This is a genomic window from Gluconobacter sp. OJB (assembly GCF_039638275.1).
Classification (GTDB): domain Bacteria; phylum Pseudomonadota; class Alphaproteobacteria; order Acetobacterales; family Acetobacteraceae; genus Gluconobacter; species Gluconobacter cerevisiae.
Genome location: NZ_JBDIWH010000001.1, coordinates 2,295,828 through 2,310,728, shown reverse-complemented (window position 1 = coordinate 2,310,728; position 14,901 = coordinate 2,295,828). Strand labels below are relative to the sequence as shown.

Genomic DNA, 14,901 nt, shown 5'->3' with positions numbered 1-14,901 from the left:
ATATGCCTCGGAAATTCTCTACCTCCTCCTTCTGTGTAAATGTTATGATGACACATAGGGAGGAGACCATGAGTCAGCATCTTTTAGACAACTTGCCGTCCCCACAGAAAATCGGGGTTCGAGAGTTCCGGGGAAACCTGACAGCGTATCTGCGTCAGGTCAGACAGGGCAGTACAATCCTCGTGACGTCTCATGATGAGGTTGTCGCTGAACTGCGGCCGCCCGCTCCTTCCTATCGACCGCGTCGTCAGCCTGGAGCTCTTCGCGGGCGGATCAGAATGAGCGAAGATTTTGATCAGACACCTCTCGAGGTTCTTGAAAGTATGGAACGCGACCTGTGAAGGTTCTGCTCGATACGCATGCGTTGCTCTGGTGGCTTTCGGACTCCGACCGACTGGGTGAGAATGCACGGGAGATCATTGCAGATCCGGCCCACGATCTTCTGGTAAGTATCGTGTCACTGTGGGAGATTGCGATCAAAATCCGTATCGGAAAGCTGGATGCGGATATGAATGATATTCTGGCAGCCATCCCTGTGGAAGGTTTCTCTCTGCTGCCAATACAGCCTGAACACCTGCAGATCCTGATGTCTTTGCCTCTGCATCATCGTGATCCGTTTGACCATCTCCTGATAGCGCAGGCGCAAGCTGAACACGCTACATTCCTTTCGGAAGACGGGCAAATGGATCACTACCCCATCAAGAGAATACGCTGTTCATGAATGCAGAAACCGCAAGATCGGTCGAGCGGACTTTGCGGCCACATGTCTAGATACTGTCGCCACGATGGAGCCGACAGTGACGCAAGCATTCCAAACCTACCATGCCAGAATGAGGCGGGTGCTCGATCATATCGAATGTCATCTCGAAGATCAGTTGGACCTAGAAGCATTAAGTAAGGTCGCAGCGTTCTCGAAGTTCCATTTCCACCGGCAATTCACGGCGTTCTTCGGACTGTCAGTTCATCGTTACATTCAACTTAGTCGAATGAAGCGCGCTTCGTTTCGGCTGGCCTATCGTGATGATCAGAGTGTCACGCAGATCGCTATGGATGTCGGTTACGACGCCCCGGATGCTTTTGCCCGCGCTTTTCGGCAACGGTTCGGGCAGTCGCCGTCATCGTTCCGAAAATCTCCTGACTGGAAGACGTGGCTTACGGCCTTCGGGCCTCTCATGAATGCGAGGAATAAGCTCATGCAACAGATTTTCAACACAAGTGATGTGACCATTCGAGAGGTGTCACCCATTCGGGTGGCGATCATGGAGCATCGTGGGCCTCCCGCCATGATCGGGACGACCATTCAACGGTTCATCAGATGGCGAAAAACGGTAGGGCTTGTGCCGCGGAGTAGCGAGACGTTCAACATATTCCGTTGCGACCCGCGGACCACAAACCCAAACGATTACAGACTGGATTTATGCGTTGGGACTGAGCGGGTCTTCGAAGCAGGCAATGAGGACATTGTGTCCAGCACCATTCCAGGCGGGAGGTGTGCCGTCTTGCAGGTCGTAGGTCATACCGACGATCTGGAAACCGCGGCTCTCTATCTCTACCGCTTAAATAAAAGACTGGAATGGCCGCCTGCACCTTCCAGAATTAAGCAGGAGATAAGCCAGCTTATCGCGCAAAATCCCTGTCCGTTTAGTCCCTAAGGGAAGCGGACCTCTGCTTCCGCCTAATATGGGACATCAAATCGCCCGATCCCTTGCTTGGCCTTGGAGCGCTGTTTCATCTGTCAGCCGATATCCCGACCCTCGTTCATGAAGCCGTACTCCTGCACCACGAGCGCTATGACGGTGATGGTTATCCCTTCGGGTTGAAGGGCAAAGCCATCCCTCTGGCCGCCCGCATCATCGGCCTCGTGGACGTGATCGACGCCCTGCTCTCCACCCGCGCCTATAAAACAGGATAGACGCCGCGTCAGGTGAAGGCCTTTCTCCACGAGCAGGCAGGTGGTGCGTTTGATCCTGACCTGGTGAGGCACGCGACCACCTTCTTCGATGATCTGCTCGCCATTCGTCGCAGCGTCGCGCAGCCCGTTCAGGGGTACCAGTCAGTCCCTGGCCAGTCCCCTGCTTCTTCCCGTACTCTCAGCTTTCGGAACGATATGCCATGATGCCACTCCCGCTCCCACCCGCAGCGCACGCAGCCCCGTCGGAAGCATCTTCCCTCAAATTTCTGGCTGGGGTTGCAGACCGGCTTTTCGCAGAAAACCGGAGAGACGAGGGGCTGTGTGTGACTGACGCTCCCCGCAGAGACGGGCCGACGCTACGTTGATAGCACGCCTCAACCGGACAAAGGCCGGACTGGAGCAGGCAGGTCATTTGACGCGGGCATGGCTGGGTTATTGAGGGAGGCCGGCGTCGAGGGAATTCCTCCTCAGGCCATCCGTCAGGCCCGTCTCGATGCGGGCCTGACACAGGTGAGTGCTGCGTCTCTTGTTCACGTCACACCTCTGACCTAGAAGCGATGGGGAAGCGGTGATCGCACTATGCATCCGGTTTTCCGGGAGCTTTTTGTCCTCAAGGTCGAGAATGACAGTAAGCGTCCGAGAATTGCACGATTGACGGCTGCATACGCCCTCATCTCGGACATGCATGTTTGTCGACACCTTTTTGCATAGTGGACGTGAGTAACTCGATCTTGCGCTCCTTCTGGGCTGTTAATCGTCTGACAGTTTTGAGAGAATGGAGCCGGGAAAGCGGACATCTATCGGCAGGGCCAACGGAAAAGCAGGGAAACTGTCGAACTGGCAATGCTTCGATGGGTCGACGGGTTCAACAATCGACGCATCCTAGCATCCATTGGAAACATCCTCTCAGCAGAAGCTAAGGCTGGCTTTTATGCACAACAGAAATCACATGCATTAGCCGCTTTAATCAGATAAAAAAGTTTTCACAAAACTCGGGGCAATTCAGTCGTCGTTCATCCTTATGTTTTCTCTACGAAGTATATCAAATTGATCACATAGTCAGAGTTCTTAATGTCTGGACATATCTCGCAAGAAAGAATTCAATTATGATAAAAAAAGGCTTTTCTTCCTGCATTTTTCGGAGTTTTATTTTACAAATTAATAGAGTTACCGATGCGTAATTATCCATATATTGCCGAAATTTTTGGCGCTATAGGAGGGGGTATCATGTTTTGGACATGCAATTTAGCCAGCGATTTCCTTAATCGCAAAAAGCTAGAAACCAATACTAGCCCCTGATCGCGTGCCCGCCTGAACGTCAGCTTCACAATATCTTTTAGCAAGTTGCTTCTGACAGCCGCTTTTCCCCTGAAACTGCCTGTCTGCTCAGTAATATGAAACCAGACAGGCGGCACTCGCCTTCATGTCAGACGTATCAAACCCTGTTTCTTTGTCCAGAAAGCCGACAGTCGGACACATAAAAATTCTTGGTTCTACGGCGTGTCGTCAGTTAAGCACTGAGCGTGTGCCGTGAGGTTTGTCTTTCTGTTGCCCTGTGCTGACTGTTTTCCCGGTTTTGAGGGAGAGAAACAGATGCGGCGCTATGGCTGACGTAACGACCAGTGAGAGCGGATAAAAGACCTTCTTCCGGGTTGTGGGGGGCATGTCGGAGGCACTGCTGCAGGCAACGGTCTTTTCGTAGAAGCTGTGCTGTATCGCTATCGTACAGGCATCCCCTGGCGTGATCTTCCGAGCCGTTTCGGGGACTGGGAAAACGTGCACCAACGTTTGCGCCGCTGGTGTGAAAACGGTGTGATTGAGCGTATCTTTCGCCATCTCGCCGCCGATCATGACAATGAATACATGATGATCGGCAACATCATTGCCCGGGCGCATCAGCACAGCGTCGAAGCCCTCAAAAAGGGCGCGCGGATCAGGTCATCGGACGATCCCAGAGCGGACTGACCACAAATATCCATGCCATTTGCGATGCCCTGGGCAATTCGGTGGAGATCGACATCACACCGGGTCAGGATGCGGATATCAACCGGGCGGAGCTGATGCTGGAAAACATCGATCCGGATGCCGTTCTGGCCGACCAAGCTTATGACGCGAACAGGTTGATCGACCGGTTGATACAACGCGGCTTTACCCCGATCATTCCGCTAAAAAGCAATAGAACAACACAACGGAAAACAGACTTCGCTCTTTACAGGGAGCGTAATCTTATCGAGCGGTTCTTCAATAAACTCAAACAGTTCCGTGCCATCGCAACCCGCTACGATAAGCTCAAATCTATTTTCATCGCTGCCATGCAGTTCGCATCACTCATCATCCTGTTTAACTGACGACACGCCGTAGGCCAAGCGTATATCCAAGTAACCTTAACCGTCTGCTGTCACCTTATACGAAGGCAGTACACCGTTATGGGGTGTCTTAAGCCTCCCTTTACAAGTGGTTGGCGTCGTCACGACGCATCAATGAAGACAAGATGTGCCCTAAACTGGTTAGAGTGGATGGCGTGCACGGTGAGGCTTCTCCAAAATATATTGATTTCATTGATATAATCTTCATGCTAACGCTCGAGGTATTGGACTCTTGGGCGTTCAGGAGTATCGATCCAAAGAGAAAATGCGCAAGGGCATGATTCAAGGGGGCTGTAAGTGGCAACGCTCCGTATTGCTGCTCCCAAACAGACTAAGTACAACCACGGAATCCACGAATATGCAGGCTGACTTTCTAGGCTCAGGACTCATTCTTTGAGGTAGAAGATGAAGGTTGCTGCGATATGGATTGCGGACATGAAGATATGAGCGCATCGGTCGTATCTGGTCGCAATACGTCGCCAGTCTTTGAGTTTCGCGAACATGTTTTCGATGAGGTGGCGCTTTTTATACAGATGCCAGTCGTAAGGCAGCTTTGATTTCCGGTTCTTTTTCGGGGGAATACAGGCAGTGATATTGCGTTCTGCAAGCGATAACCTGATCCGGTTGCTGTCATAGCCTCTGTCCCCGATGACTTCTTCTGTCTCTTCGGGGAGATCTGCCAGCAGCACCGTATCGAGATCATGTTCGGGAGACTCAAGGCCTAACGGCAGGTCGCAACACGCTATGACAGATGCCCGACCGTCTTCTTCTCAGCCATCTGCCTCGCCGCAACCGTCATCTTCTGGCTATAAGTCCTGAGCCTAAGGCGTGCACCGCTTTGTTCGGAAAGCGCTAGACAGCCTTGGCGTTCCAGATAGGCGACAGGTAGAAATCAATCGTATCGACGTCTCTATTGGCCACCCGATAAAAATACCTCCACACACCCTTCAACTTGACATACGTCACGTCCACCATCTCTCATACCAAAACCGGCAGGAGTTTCGAACAGGGCCGCTCGACTTTGCAATAGCGTCATAAAAACTGTCCGAATGAACGAGAGTTTCTTTCAGCGGCGGTGCACAAAGCCGGTTTCGCGCAACTTGCGATCGTCAAGGCGGAACGCACCCATCGGGCGACGACAGGATGGGCGGCGGGCGATCATGAAATTCTTGACGACATCCAACAACAATGGGATGTGAAACTGGGGGCGTCCACCGACCTTGCGGTAGGCTTGCAGATAGGTCGGTGCGTTGCTGTCGGCGATGTTGAAGACATCGACACCACTTCGAACGTCCGGGGCCAAAGTTGCGAGGTGGACAACGGCCCGGGCGACTTCGTCTGGGGCGATGTAGTGGGTGTTGCGATAGAGCACGAGCATGCGCCTCACCCACCCCCATTGCAGGACATCCTCCGGCGGGTTGCCCGCGACCGCGATCCGGTAGAGATCGACATGCATCCGTTCGCCGAACCTCTGGAGTAGCATCTCGCCGCAAAGTTTGGAGGCGGCGTAGTCGCGCATATAAGGTTCGGCGAAATACTGCCGCTCCAGAGGGGCTTGGAGGTCAATAAGCGGCGCTCGCTCGTCTACAGCGGCGCGGGTAGGCGATCCATAGACGACCATTGAACTCGCCTGTCCGAAATAGCGCACGTTTTGTCTGGTGCAGGCTTGGGCCAGACGTTCGAGGTTGGTCACATTTGCAACCTGCATTTCGACAACTTTGTTGGTAGATGCCGCCATATGGATCACCACATCAGCGCCGCTTACGAGGCGATCCAGCGTCCCGACCTCTAGGGCGGGATCGGCGAAGTCACAATGGACCCATTCGACACGCGTGTCGCGCGGTAACGTACTGCGAAACTGCCCGCGCACGCGGTAGCCAGCCTCGATGAAACGTTCAACGAGCGCACGCCCGAGATTGCCGGTGGCACCGGTGATGACCGCGAGCTTGCGGTTGGCATCGACCTCGGGGTGGGGCATGGCTGCGATACCTTCGGAGAAAATCTCGCGGCTCAGGTGGTCGGCGAGCCGGATCGCGAACCCCGCGATGACGAGGGTCGGGTTGGCATGGCCGCTAGTGGGAAACACGGACGCGCCCGCGACATACAGACCACGCACGCCATGCACTGCGAGATCGGCATCGACCACGCTTGTCGCGGGGTCGATGCCCATGCGCGTGGTGCCCGCCGTGTGGGCCATGTCGTGAATGAGAAGCCTGCGGCCGTTGTCGCGCAGCAAGGCATCGTCAGGCTTAAAGCCTTTGATTTTTGCACGCTGGAAATCGGTTGCCAACTCTTGGCCGAACGTAACGATAGACGCACGCAAGCTATCCGAAATCGTCCACGTAGCATGCGCGAGTGGGATGCCAAGACGGTCCTTGCGCGCCGACAGCGTAATGCGGTTTTCGGGTAGCGGCGGCTGTTCGACGATTACGCGCACCCCGACCGAATTAAGACGTCGGCCGCGTCCCTTGCCGACGAATTCGCGTGCGACCATGTTCGGCTGCAGAAAAACGGCGATATCGGCCATGAGGCGTCGTATCCGCTCGGGGATGCGGTGAAAGTTGAGAATTTTTTTACCGACTGCCGATATGACGAGGTTAGCGTTACGCGCTACGAGCCCGACATCCGTAAGGAGGGCCGTGCTTCTACGCCCCGTGAGGCGCTTAAACGCCTCCAGCGGGTCGTCCTTCGCGATGTCGAACGTGATGAACGCGGCCATGTTGGGCAGCTTGTCCGCACGCTGCCTTTCCGGCTTAAGTGCAAGACCGATGGCATACATGAAGGAGCGATAGCCCTGTCGAAGGGGGTAAAAACCAAAGATACGAGCAGCCTCATACATCGTCTCGGACGAGAACGTGCCGAGCGGCACGCTGGGGTGATCGGTCAGGTATTGACCGACCGGCCCGTGATCGGCTCCCGGCGAGAGTAGCAGCAGACGCGCATTCTCGATGGCACCGGCGGCGACCACGATCCGCCGTGCACGAAGCGTGCCGAACGACCCACCACTCAGCGAGCGCAAGATATTGACCCCCCGCGCCGCGCCGTCATCGATCACAATCCGATCGACGGTGGCGTTGAGGAACACTGTGACGTTTTCGTGGTGCTCGTGAAGAAAATCGGGGCCAAAACGCATCACGTCCGTCAAGGCAGTTCGCGATCGCGCGAACTGCCAGAAAAACGGATCGAAACTATTCAAAGCCCCAAGGACTGCGGGCTTTTCATTCTGGGACGCGGCCCAGAACGCATCGCCCTGAACTAGGGGACCAAGGTCGAGGTGCCTGGCCGCGCGGTTGAGATAAGGTGCGAGCGTGTCGATCGTGACCGGCCAGCCCGAATGTTCGATCCACGGTCGCGTCTCGAAATCAATCGCATCAAACGGAGCGACCTTGCCGGCCCAAGCAGCGGTCGAACCGCCAATAACTCGGCAGCGGATGCCGAATGTCTGCGTCATGTTTTGCCAAACGGCGAGCTGGATGTGATTGGCAGTATGCCGCGCGCTCTGAACTGCCGCATCCTCGGGCGTGCCGGACGCCTCGACCGCGTTCAGGGTTTCGTGCTCTAGGCTTTCCTGCCGGCTACCGCTTTCAAGCAGCGCGATGCGGATATTCGGTCCCGAAAGCTCGCGCGCAATAGTCAAACCTGCCGCACCAGAACCGATGATGATCAAGTCGAAGTCCGGATATTCCGATGCTACCTCGGTGCAATTTTCGATGTTTACAAAACTGGACATGTACCGAACGACTCACAGATGATGGTTTTGAAAAAGACTGTCGAGACGACTTACGCACGCTTAATGATGCGTCGTGCGCGAGCGAGCAGTGTCGCGATCGGGCCTGAGACGTGTTCCCGTTCATCTACTGTCAGGGCGTAAAACCAGACGAAGGCACCAAAGAATGCGAGTTCACTGACGCTGAGCACCACGCGCCAACAGTACGATGCAGGGATGAGTGCGGATAGGATAGTTGCGCTGCACAAGATCACGGTGACCAAGATGCGCGAAAAATTATGTCGCAAGACAGGGTATACGTTCATACAGATAAAAAGACGTATCAAGTAATCAAGAACGTAGCGGAAGCTCCATGCCACAGATGCGCCCACGATGTCGAAGTGAAAAGCCATAATGTAGAGCAGAGGAATGTAAAGCAGAATCTCGACGATAGATATCTTAGTGCCGATATCCGGCCGGCCGATGGCCTCCAAAAACGTCGCAGTGATAGAATCGGCACCGCTGAGAAACACGCCGAGGCACAGGATCGTCATGGCGAGCGCGCTTTTCGCGGCGAACGCGGGGTCGATCCAGAGCGACAGAATCGTCTCGCTGAACATGGCCGTCATCAGGCATAGCGGCATGAGAATGATGCTGATCGAGATGACGCTGGTTTTGTAGAGATCGCAGGTGCGAGTAGGGTTACGGGCATAGTTCGACGAAATGGCCGTGAAGGCTGATGCGTTGATGGAGCCGCTGAACATGTTAAAGCGTGAAACCGCGTCGGATGGCGTCGTGTAGAACGCGACCCGCGCGGCTGGAATGACGATCGAGATGACAAACCGGTCCAGATACCCCAGTAGCGGATAAACGATATTCGAGACCGTCATCCAGCCGCCATATTCCAGCAATGGCTTGAGCAGACGCGCCCGGAAGGTGGCAGTGCGCAGCTCGGGCAATAGGCGGTTGAGCAGGCGAAGATAGGCAACTGCCATCCAGATCCGACAGAGCGCCAGAACAAAGACGATACCCACGAGGCTGTTCCAGACATACAGCATCAGCAACGGGCCAACGTAATACATGATAGAAATAGGTATGTTGATGAGGTTCGTCTGCTTGTAGGCCTGACGACCGGTCAGGATACCCCATAAAACCGCGTTTATGATGACCAAAGGAGCGGTTGCGCTAAACGCATAGAAGGCGTGAAGAACTTCCGGCTTCAGACTATCGGGGATTTTCATCCCGTGTTCCACCCAAATCCTGCTGATGATGGAGCAGACGATGGCCGCAATGACGCCAATCCCTGTTAGCGTTACCATCCCGGTGTAAACGAGATCCTTCGTATCAACGTCCATCTCCTTATCATGATCGCCAGTGGCGACGGCACGCGACAGCGCTCGCCCCAGACCGAGATCGAATATCCCGAACGTGCCAATGAAGGTCAGGAGAATGGTGAACACGCCCCAGCGCGAGAGCCCAAGCATGTGGATCAGCTTCGGTGTGGTGGCGATGGCCACGAAGACGGGCGCGACGCGCCCGAAAATGTTCCACAATGCATTAATCAGAAACTGTCGTGGGGCGACCCCACCGTATTCAGAAAGCGACACGTTTTCTCCTGTAAACTACTCGACTTCTGACTGGTGATCCTGAACCCGTTTCGATCGTCAGGCTGACGCGAATTTGGGGGTGCCCTTTCGGCGCTTTAAATGTTTCCTTCAGGACGGCCACACTACTCCGACAGGAGAAAAACATTGCCTTCCGCATCTCTTGGGGTGAGGTATTTTTATCTGTCGCTCCGACGTTCGGAAGGGTTCATGCGCCGACGTTGCCCTGATTGGCTTAGACGCAACAGTTAGCTTATTCGGGCGGTAACCGCCAGTGCGCGAACAGTTACGAGTGGCGGGTATCGCCTGTACCGGTTACAATATGCTGGAGAAATTGGACTTGCGACGGTGCCGTGCTGTGATCTGGAGGGCTCAAAAAATACAAGGTTTTAAAGCGTTCCTTGTGATGCCCTTTCTTAATATGTTGATTGGGCGGGCATTGAACAGCATCGGGATCAAAGTGCACCAACTCTTGCATGCGACAGACTACGTCCGGTTTCAGGAAATGAAAAGTATTTCATCAACGTCCGATAGGCTGCATGACGGCATCTTCCCTAACCCCATGGGCTGAGACTATCGATTGACGTCAGCATGATGGTCGAACGGCAGAGAGGCTGAAGTGTTCGTGTCGTAAAAGCGATCCAGTCCTCTCAAGGCCTCAAGAGCCCCTGCCGTTTCAGATCCCTGACTGCAATGCGAACATCCTTGGGAAGCTACCATGCAAAGCCGGGCCACGCGCTCAAGGCTCAAGCCTAGCAACGGTCTGCTGTGCCTGCTCACAGTCCGGCACACGCTGTGTATGCCATTGGGCAATACTCTGGGCCCGTTTGTGTTCCACCTCCCGGCAGCGATCCTTGATCCAGACGCGACAGAATTTCTCATTCAACAAGGTCTGGAGCAACTCGCGCCTGTCATGCAGGTAGTCCTGCAATGTCGCTTCGCGTTCTGTCGGCACCGGACACTGGATAGGGTCAGGCTTCTGGTTGCCCAGTCCCCGACTGATACAAGATGAACTGCACAAGCTAGCACAGGATCTGGATCAGAACCTGGCGGTACTGTTCCTCTGTCTGGGAAGTGCTGCTCTTCCGAGAGAACAGGCTTTTCCGGGCTTCCAGTTCATTCGGATCCTGTCGCGCCCGGTCAACGGCCTGATTGGCGTTCTTCAGTATGGTCCACCCGTCTCTCATCATCCGTAGGATACACTCCGTCTGGATATCCAAAGGACTTTCCGGACCATAACGCCGTTCGAGGGAATGTCGTGCGTTCAGGACAGTTCGGGCAGCCTGCATCTCCTGTTTCCAGTCTTTCAGATAGATCTGGAACCCCTCGCTGAACTGTTCAGGGTATCAAGGTGAGCCTATGGTCAGCAGCCACTTTCGGATATCTCCCACTTCTCTTCGTCCATGCTACTGAAGCCTCCGTCGATCTAGTGTGGACAATGGAACTGGCGTACTCCAGCTCAGGTCCTCCACGACACGTTTCCGCTCTTCCCACTGTCAATGCGAAGTTTCCTGTTGTTCAAGGCGTTTGACGACAGGTCGAAGATCTATAGGTGATGGCTTGGACGCCTCTTCTTCCAGCAAGAGACGGAAATCTTTCATGCGGACTTTGGTCAATCGTGTGAATGATCCGATCAGCATTCCATCCCGGGTCTCGGTGACATGAGCTTCCCGTCGCCGGTCAGTCCGGTCGCATGCGCCAGTTTTTTGTGTTCGGGAAGTGGCGGAGCGTCTTTAGGTCATTTTCGGACTTCTCCCAGAATGTCATGATGTAGTGTCTGGCTGCAGAAGAGTCGAAATCCTGACGTTTCGTCATCCGCTAGGTTTGCGACGTATAGACCGCAACAGAATGGCTAGATGTTTGGTCCCGGGGTTTGATGGCGTGATAATTTCACGTGAGTGGAAGGAAGCCTTATGGGACAGATACGTCATGGCAGCGCCACGACCACGCACGTTGTGCGAGCAGCAATACAGCGATCGCAGGCTTCGCTCGCGGCACTGAGCGAGGAGTTCGGGATCGATCCGAAAAGCGTTGCAAAATGGCGCAAGCGCCAGACTGTTGAAGATCAGAAAACTGGCCCTGAAGAGCCTCGTTCAACAAACCTGACAAAACCGAAGAAACCATGGCAGTCGCTTTTCGCCGGCATACTTTACTGCCGCTGGATGGAAACGATAATTTTCATTGGTTTCGAACAAGTTTATGTTTGCCTGACATATCGATCTGGCCATGTTGCCAGCAGAATTGAGGGTAGCGCCGTCTCGATAAAGGTGCCGATCGGGTCGGGTGTCTCGAATAAGAGCGCAGGCCGCCCTTCTATCACCATATGCGCCAGCCCGTGGGCGGTCGCCATCGCGCTGGCCATGTGTGGATGAAAGATCCGTTTCTGCGGATCTGGTGGTTCGTGCCCAAAGTATGCGGCAGCGGCATAGCCATATGATGCCATTGCCTCAAAGGAAGCCTGCATCAGCTCAGGGTCTTTGAAGTCGATCAGGTCAACGCGGCAGATCAGGCGGAACAGTCCGGGATGACGCGCCGCGAATTTCACATACCCCAAAGCCTGAGTCCGAAGATCCTGAGCCGGGATGCCAGAGTGTGAAAGGACATTCAGTTCGCTCCCCAGATGCTTGAAAACCCGGATGGCCACGGCTGTCAGAAGCCCCCTGGTGCCACTGAAATGGTGCGATGGGGCTCCGGGAGAGACGCCCGCAGACTTGGCGGCCTTCCTTAAAGTAAATCCTTCGACGCCTTCGGCCCTAATGATCTCTTCCGACGCCTCAATGAGCGCTGCTTTCAGATCCCCATGATGGTAGCTGCTCCGTGTGGCCGCGCTCATGCCGTCTCCTTGGCGTTGATATAAACATCGTTCAGATTGATGATTGCCGCTATCTATGCAATGTTCAGATGGAGATAGCCACTCCACTGGGATACGTTATATGACACAACGCGCACTGATCGTAGGCCTCGGCATTGGCGGCATGTCCGCTGCCATTGCCTTAAAGCGTCAGGGCTGGACGCCTGTGATTATTGAACGTGCTCCCGAGCGGCGGAAAGGCGGTTATTTCATCGGTCTGCGCGATGAAGGCAAAAATGCCGCCGCAGCTCTGGGTGTGCTGGATGTCATGGAAAAGAGAACCCCGGAAAACATTCGTTTCTGGGATGTGCGTAAGGATGGCACCCGCAGACGCATTGCCGATCTGACGCAAGAGACAAATGCGCCGATTGCCGTGCTGCGAGGGGATATCGAAGAAGCTCTCTGGTCCGGAATTGAAGGAAAGTTAAACGTCCGATTCAGCACTGTCCCCGTGGCGATCGTGAATGGCGCCATGCAGGCTCAGGTTACACTCCGGACAGAAGGCAGTGAGGAAACGACGGAAACCTATGATCTTGTGATAGGGGCTGATGGCGTCCGTTCGACGGTGCGCAGACTGGTCTTTGGTCCGGATAAAGCATTCTTCCATTCAATTGGCACGATGCTGTGTGCTTTTCCGTTGGCACAGCCCGTTGAGGGCTTCAGAACTGGCGATGGCCTTATGGTCGCGGATGTAAGGCATACTTTGACCGTGTTTCCGCTGGAAGGACGTCCGTCGACTGCACTTTTCTCATACCGAACCGGAAATCCGGAACGAGCCTCGAGAAAAGACCCGCTTCCCACGCTGCGCCAGATATTTGCCGATCTGGATGTGGACGGGATTATTTCCAAAGCTCTTGAGGATCTGGAAGCAACGGACGACTTCCTTTTTGATTCCGTTCAGATGGTCAAAATGCCTCGATGGTCGAAAGATCGTGTTGTGCTGCTTGGGGATTCAGCGTGGTGTCCGACCCTGTATTCCGGCATGGGCGCTTCGGCTGGAATGATGGGAGGACAGGCTCTCGGTGAAGCCCTTGCAGCTTGTCCCCGCGACATCGATGGTGCGCTGCAAATGTTTGAAGCCTGGATGCGTCCATTTGTCCGCAAGCATCAGAGATTCATCGCTTTACGCTCCCAGTTGTTTGTCCCGTCGAATCGGGTTGCACTTTGGGGGCGCCGTATTTTGTGGCAAATCCTGCTGCGTTCCAGGAAATACCTCTCCCGCAAGAGAGCATGAAGAAGGGACTGACAGGGCAGTTTGAGGCCTTCTGCCTCCTGAAATACAGGTCTGTTCTAGGCTCAGGACCTATTAAAATATTGAACTGAGCGAGACGTTGTGATTCACAGGCTTACCGATGGAGGTAAGGCTGTGAGTGACGTATTTTTGCTGTCTGAACGCCAGATGGAGCGGATTGAGCCGTTTTTTCCTCTGCCGCATGGAGTGCCCCGTGTGGATGACCGGCGTGTTTTGAGCGGAATCGTTTACGTGATCCGCAACGGGCTTCAGTGGAAAGACGCTCCGAAAGCGTATGGCCCGCACAAGACTTTATACAATCGTTTTATTCGCTGGAGCCGCCTGGGTGTCTTCGACCGGATCTTTGTCGCCCTGACAGAACAGGCTGGCCGTTCAAAGCGCCTGATGATCGATGCAACACACCTCAAGGCACACAGAACGGCGGCGTCTCTACTCAAAAAGGGGCTTTTCCCCGCCATATCGGACGGACAAAAGGCGGCCTGAACTCAAAACTCCATGCCGTGTGCGATAGTCAGGGCAGGCCTGTTCGCCTCTATCTGACAGCAGGACAAGTCAGTGACTTCAAAGGCGCAGACGTGCTGCTGGCAGATCTCCCCGAAGAGACAGAAGAAGTCATCGGGGACAGAGGCTATGACAGCAACCGGATCAGGTTATCGCTTGCAGAACGCAATATCACTGCCTGTATTCCCCCGAAAAAGAACCGGAAATCAAAGCTGCCTTACGACTGGCATCTGTATAAAAAGCGCCACCTCATCGAAAACATGTTCGCGAAACTCAAAGACTGGCGACGTATTGCGACCAGATACGACCGATGCGCTCATATCTTCATGTCCGCAATCCATATCGCAGCAACCTTCATCTTCTACCTCAAAGAATGAGTCCTGAGCCTAGAGAAAATTCTTTCTCGTAATCCTACCAGTAGGCTTCCCATTCCTTGTAACGTCCAGTCTTCCTTGCCTGCGCTGCTGTCATACTGGTTGAACAGTGAAGGAAACATATGGAAGACAATACGAAAAACATGGAACATCGTGGGAATTTCTGCTGATGTACGGCAAACTGTCATTACACAGAGTCAGAAGCAGGGCATGAAAGCCGTAGAGTGGCAGACATTAGCTATTTCGAAAAAAAATCAAACAAGACATTAATGCAAGGAAAACCTTGGGGGCTACCAATGGAAAACCTGCTGTCAGTGCAGAGGATGCTTCTGCTG

At 54.2% G+C, this 14,901-nt stretch carries 16 protein-coding genes and 2 pseudogenes; 11 read left to right on the top strand and 7 right to left on the bottom strand.

The features are described from left to right. Positions 1 to 2 precede the first annotated feature (2 nt). From ABDK74_RS10680 to ABDK74_RS10650, 7 genes are all read left to right on the top strand, one after another. Positions 3 to 341, top strand: a complete 339-nt coding sequence (locus ABDK74_RS10680; protein WP_346003781.1) for a prevent-host-death protein — start codon at positions 3 to 5, stop codon at positions 339 to 341. Next, entirely contained in the window at positions 338 to 721 is a 384-nt protein-coding gene (locus tag ABDK74_RS10675; protein WP_346003780.1) for a type II toxin-antitoxin system VapC family toxin, read from the top strand. The genes ABDK74_RS10680 and ABDK74_RS10675 overlap by 4 nt, the downstream gene beginning before the upstream one ends. 76 nt (positions 722 to 797) lie before the next feature. After that, complete coding sequence (locus ABDK74_RS10670; protein WP_346003779.1) at positions 798 to 1,652, top strand: GyrI-like domain-containing protein; 855 nt, start codon at positions 798 to 800, stop codon at positions 1,650 to 1,652. A 53-nt stretch (positions 1,653 to 1,705) separates the two neighbouring features. Next, positions 1,706 to 1,912: an HD domain-containing phosphohydrolase gene (locus ABDK74_RS10665; protein ID WP_346003778.1), complete on the top strand. Its 207-nt coding sequence runs from the start codon at positions 1,706 to 1,708 to the stop codon at positions 1,910 to 1,912. A gap of 12 nt (positions 1,913 to 1,924) precedes the next feature. Continuing rightward, positions 1,925 to 2,116, top strand: a complete 192-nt coding sequence (locus ABDK74_RS10660) for a hypothetical protein (RefSeq protein WP_346003777.1) — start codon at positions 1,925 to 1,927, stop codon at positions 2,114 to 2,116. A 219-nt stretch (positions 2,117 to 2,335) separates the two neighbouring features. Continuing rightward, positions 2,336 to 2,464, top strand: a complete 129-nt coding sequence (locus ABDK74_RS10655; protein WP_346003776.1) for a hypothetical protein — start codon at positions 2,336 to 2,338, stop codon at positions 2,462 to 2,464. A 1,080-nt stretch (positions 2,465 to 3,544) separates the two neighbouring features. After that, positions 3,545 to 4,260 (top strand): IS5 family transposase gene (locus ABDK74_RS10650; protein WP_346004212.1). Its coding sequence is split into 2 segments (ribosomal slippage): positions 3,545 to 3,839 and positions 3,839 to 4,260, totalling 717 coding nucleotides; the frame shifts between segments, so codons are not numbered across the junction. Between the two features lie 404 nt (positions 4,261 to 4,664). On the opposite strand, the gene ABDK74_RS10645 is transcribed toward ABDK74_RS10650, so the two are convergent. Next, positions 4,665 to 4,967, bottom strand: a complete 303-nt coding sequence (locus ABDK74_RS10645) for a transposase (RefSeq protein WP_346003775.1) — start codon at positions 4,965 to 4,967, stop codon at positions 4,665 to 4,667. Between ABDK74_RS10645 and ABDK74_RS10640 the strand changes: the two are divergent. Next, positions 4,959 to 5,090, top strand: a pseudogene (locus ABDK74_RS10640) (transposase); the annotation flags it as partial. The gene ABDK74_RS10645 and the pseudogene ABDK74_RS10640 sit on opposite strands and share 9 nt — an antisense overlap. 40 nt (positions 5,091 to 5,130) lie before the next feature. On the opposite strand, the gene ABDK74_RS10635 reads toward ABDK74_RS10640, so the two are convergent. The 5 genes from ABDK74_RS10635 to ABDK74_RS10615 form a co-directional block, all read right to left on the bottom strand. Beyond that, positions 5,131 to 5,253 (bottom strand): DDE-type integrase/transposase/recombinase, encoded by a 123-nt coding sequence (locus tag ABDK74_RS10635; protein ID WP_346003774.1) that lies wholly within the window; start codon positions 5,251 to 5,253, stop codon positions 5,131 to 5,133. A 91-nt stretch (positions 5,254 to 5,344) separates the two neighbouring features. After that, positions 5,345 to 8,008: a GMC oxidoreductase gene (locus ABDK74_RS10630; RefSeq protein ID WP_346003773.1), complete on the bottom strand. Its 2,664-nt coding sequence runs from the start codon at positions 8,006 to 8,008 to the stop codon at positions 5,345 to 5,347. A gap of 50 nt (positions 8,009 to 8,058) precedes the next feature. Continuing rightward, on the bottom strand, positions 8,059 to 9,591 hold the full coding sequence (locus tag ABDK74_RS10625; RefSeq protein WP_346003772.1) for a flippase: 1,533 nt from the start codon (positions 9,589 to 9,591) through the stop codon (positions 8,059 to 8,061). A gap of 736 nt (positions 9,592 to 10,327) precedes the next feature. Continuing rightward, positions 10,328 to 10,543, bottom strand: coding sequence for a hypothetical protein (locus tag ABDK74_RS10620; protein WP_346003771.1), 216 nt, complete (start codon positions 10,541 to 10,543; stop codon positions 10,328 to 10,330). Between the two features lie 67 nt (positions 10,544 to 10,610). Next, on the bottom strand, positions 10,611 to 10,877 hold the full coding sequence (locus tag ABDK74_RS10615) for a hypothetical protein (RefSeq protein WP_346003770.1): 267 nt from the start codon (positions 10,875 to 10,877) through the stop codon (positions 10,611 to 10,613). 624 nt (positions 10,878 to 11,501) lie between these two features. Here ABDK74_RS10615 and ABDK74_RS10610 point away from each other — a divergent pair. Next, positions 11,502 to 11,752 (top strand): annotated as a pseudogene (locus tag ABDK74_RS10610) (IS481 family transposase); the annotation flags it as partial. 33 nt (positions 11,753 to 11,785) lie between these two features. Here the strand turns inward: ABDK74_RS10610 and ABDK74_RS10605 are convergent. Next, the gene (locus tag ABDK74_RS10605; protein WP_346003769.1) at positions 11,786 to 12,421 is read right to left on the bottom strand and encodes a TetR/AcrR family transcriptional regulator; all 636 of its coding nucleotides are present in this window, start codon (positions 12,419 to 12,421) and stop codon (positions 11,786 to 11,788) included. Positions 12,422 to 12,521: 100 nt separating this feature from the next. On the opposite strand from ABDK74_RS10605, the gene ABDK74_RS10600 reads away from it, so the two are divergent. Both ABDK74_RS10600 and ABDK74_RS10595 read left to right on the top strand, forming a co-directional pair. Further along, a complete protein-coding gene (locus tag ABDK74_RS10600) occupies positions 12,522 to 13,673 on the top strand; it encodes an FAD-dependent monooxygenase (RefSeq protein WP_346003768.1) in 1,152 nt (383 codons plus the stop codon). A gap of 132 nt (positions 13,674 to 13,805) precedes the next feature. Continuing rightward, positions 13,806 to 14,569 (top strand): IS5 family transposase gene (locus ABDK74_RS10595; protein ID WP_346002506.1). Its coding sequence is split into 2 segments (ribosomal slippage): positions 13,806 to 14,139 and positions 14,139 to 14,569, totalling 765 coding nucleotides; the frame shifts between segments, so codons are not numbered across the junction. The last annotated feature ends 332 nt before the right edge of the window (positions 14,570 to 14,901 follow it).

What these genes read in the sequence shown, in the direction of transcription:
- ABDK74_RS10680 (WP_346003781.1), top strand. Translation starts at nt 3, where the DNA reads ATGCCTCGGAAATTCTCTACCTCCTCCTTCTGTGTAAATGTTATGATG.
- ABDK74_RS10655 (WP_346003776.1), top strand. Translation starts at nt 2,336, where the DNA reads ATGGCTGGGTTATTGAGGGAGGCCGGCGTCGAGGGAATTCCTCCTCAG.
- ABDK74_RS10635 (WP_346003774.1), bottom strand. Translation starts at nt 5,253, where the DNA reads ATGGTGGACGTGACGTATGTCAAGTTGAAGGGTGTGTGGAGGTATTTT.
- ABDK74_RS10630 (WP_346003773.1), bottom strand. Translation starts at nt 8,008, where the DNA reads ATGTCCAGTTTTGTAAACATCGAAAATTGCACCGAGGTAGCATCGGAA.
- ABDK74_RS10615 (WP_346003770.1), bottom strand. Translation starts at nt 10,877, where the DNA reads ATGCAGGCTGCCCGAACTGTCCTGAACGCACGACATTCCCTCGAACGG.
- ABDK74_RS10605 (WP_346003769.1), bottom strand. Translation starts at nt 12,421, where the DNA reads ATGAGCGCGGCCACACGGAGCAGCTACCATCATGGGGATCTGAAAGCA.
- ABDK74_RS10600 (WP_346003768.1), top strand. Translation starts at nt 12,522, where the DNA reads ATGACACAACGCGCACTGATCGTAGGCCTCGGCATTGGCGGCATGTCC.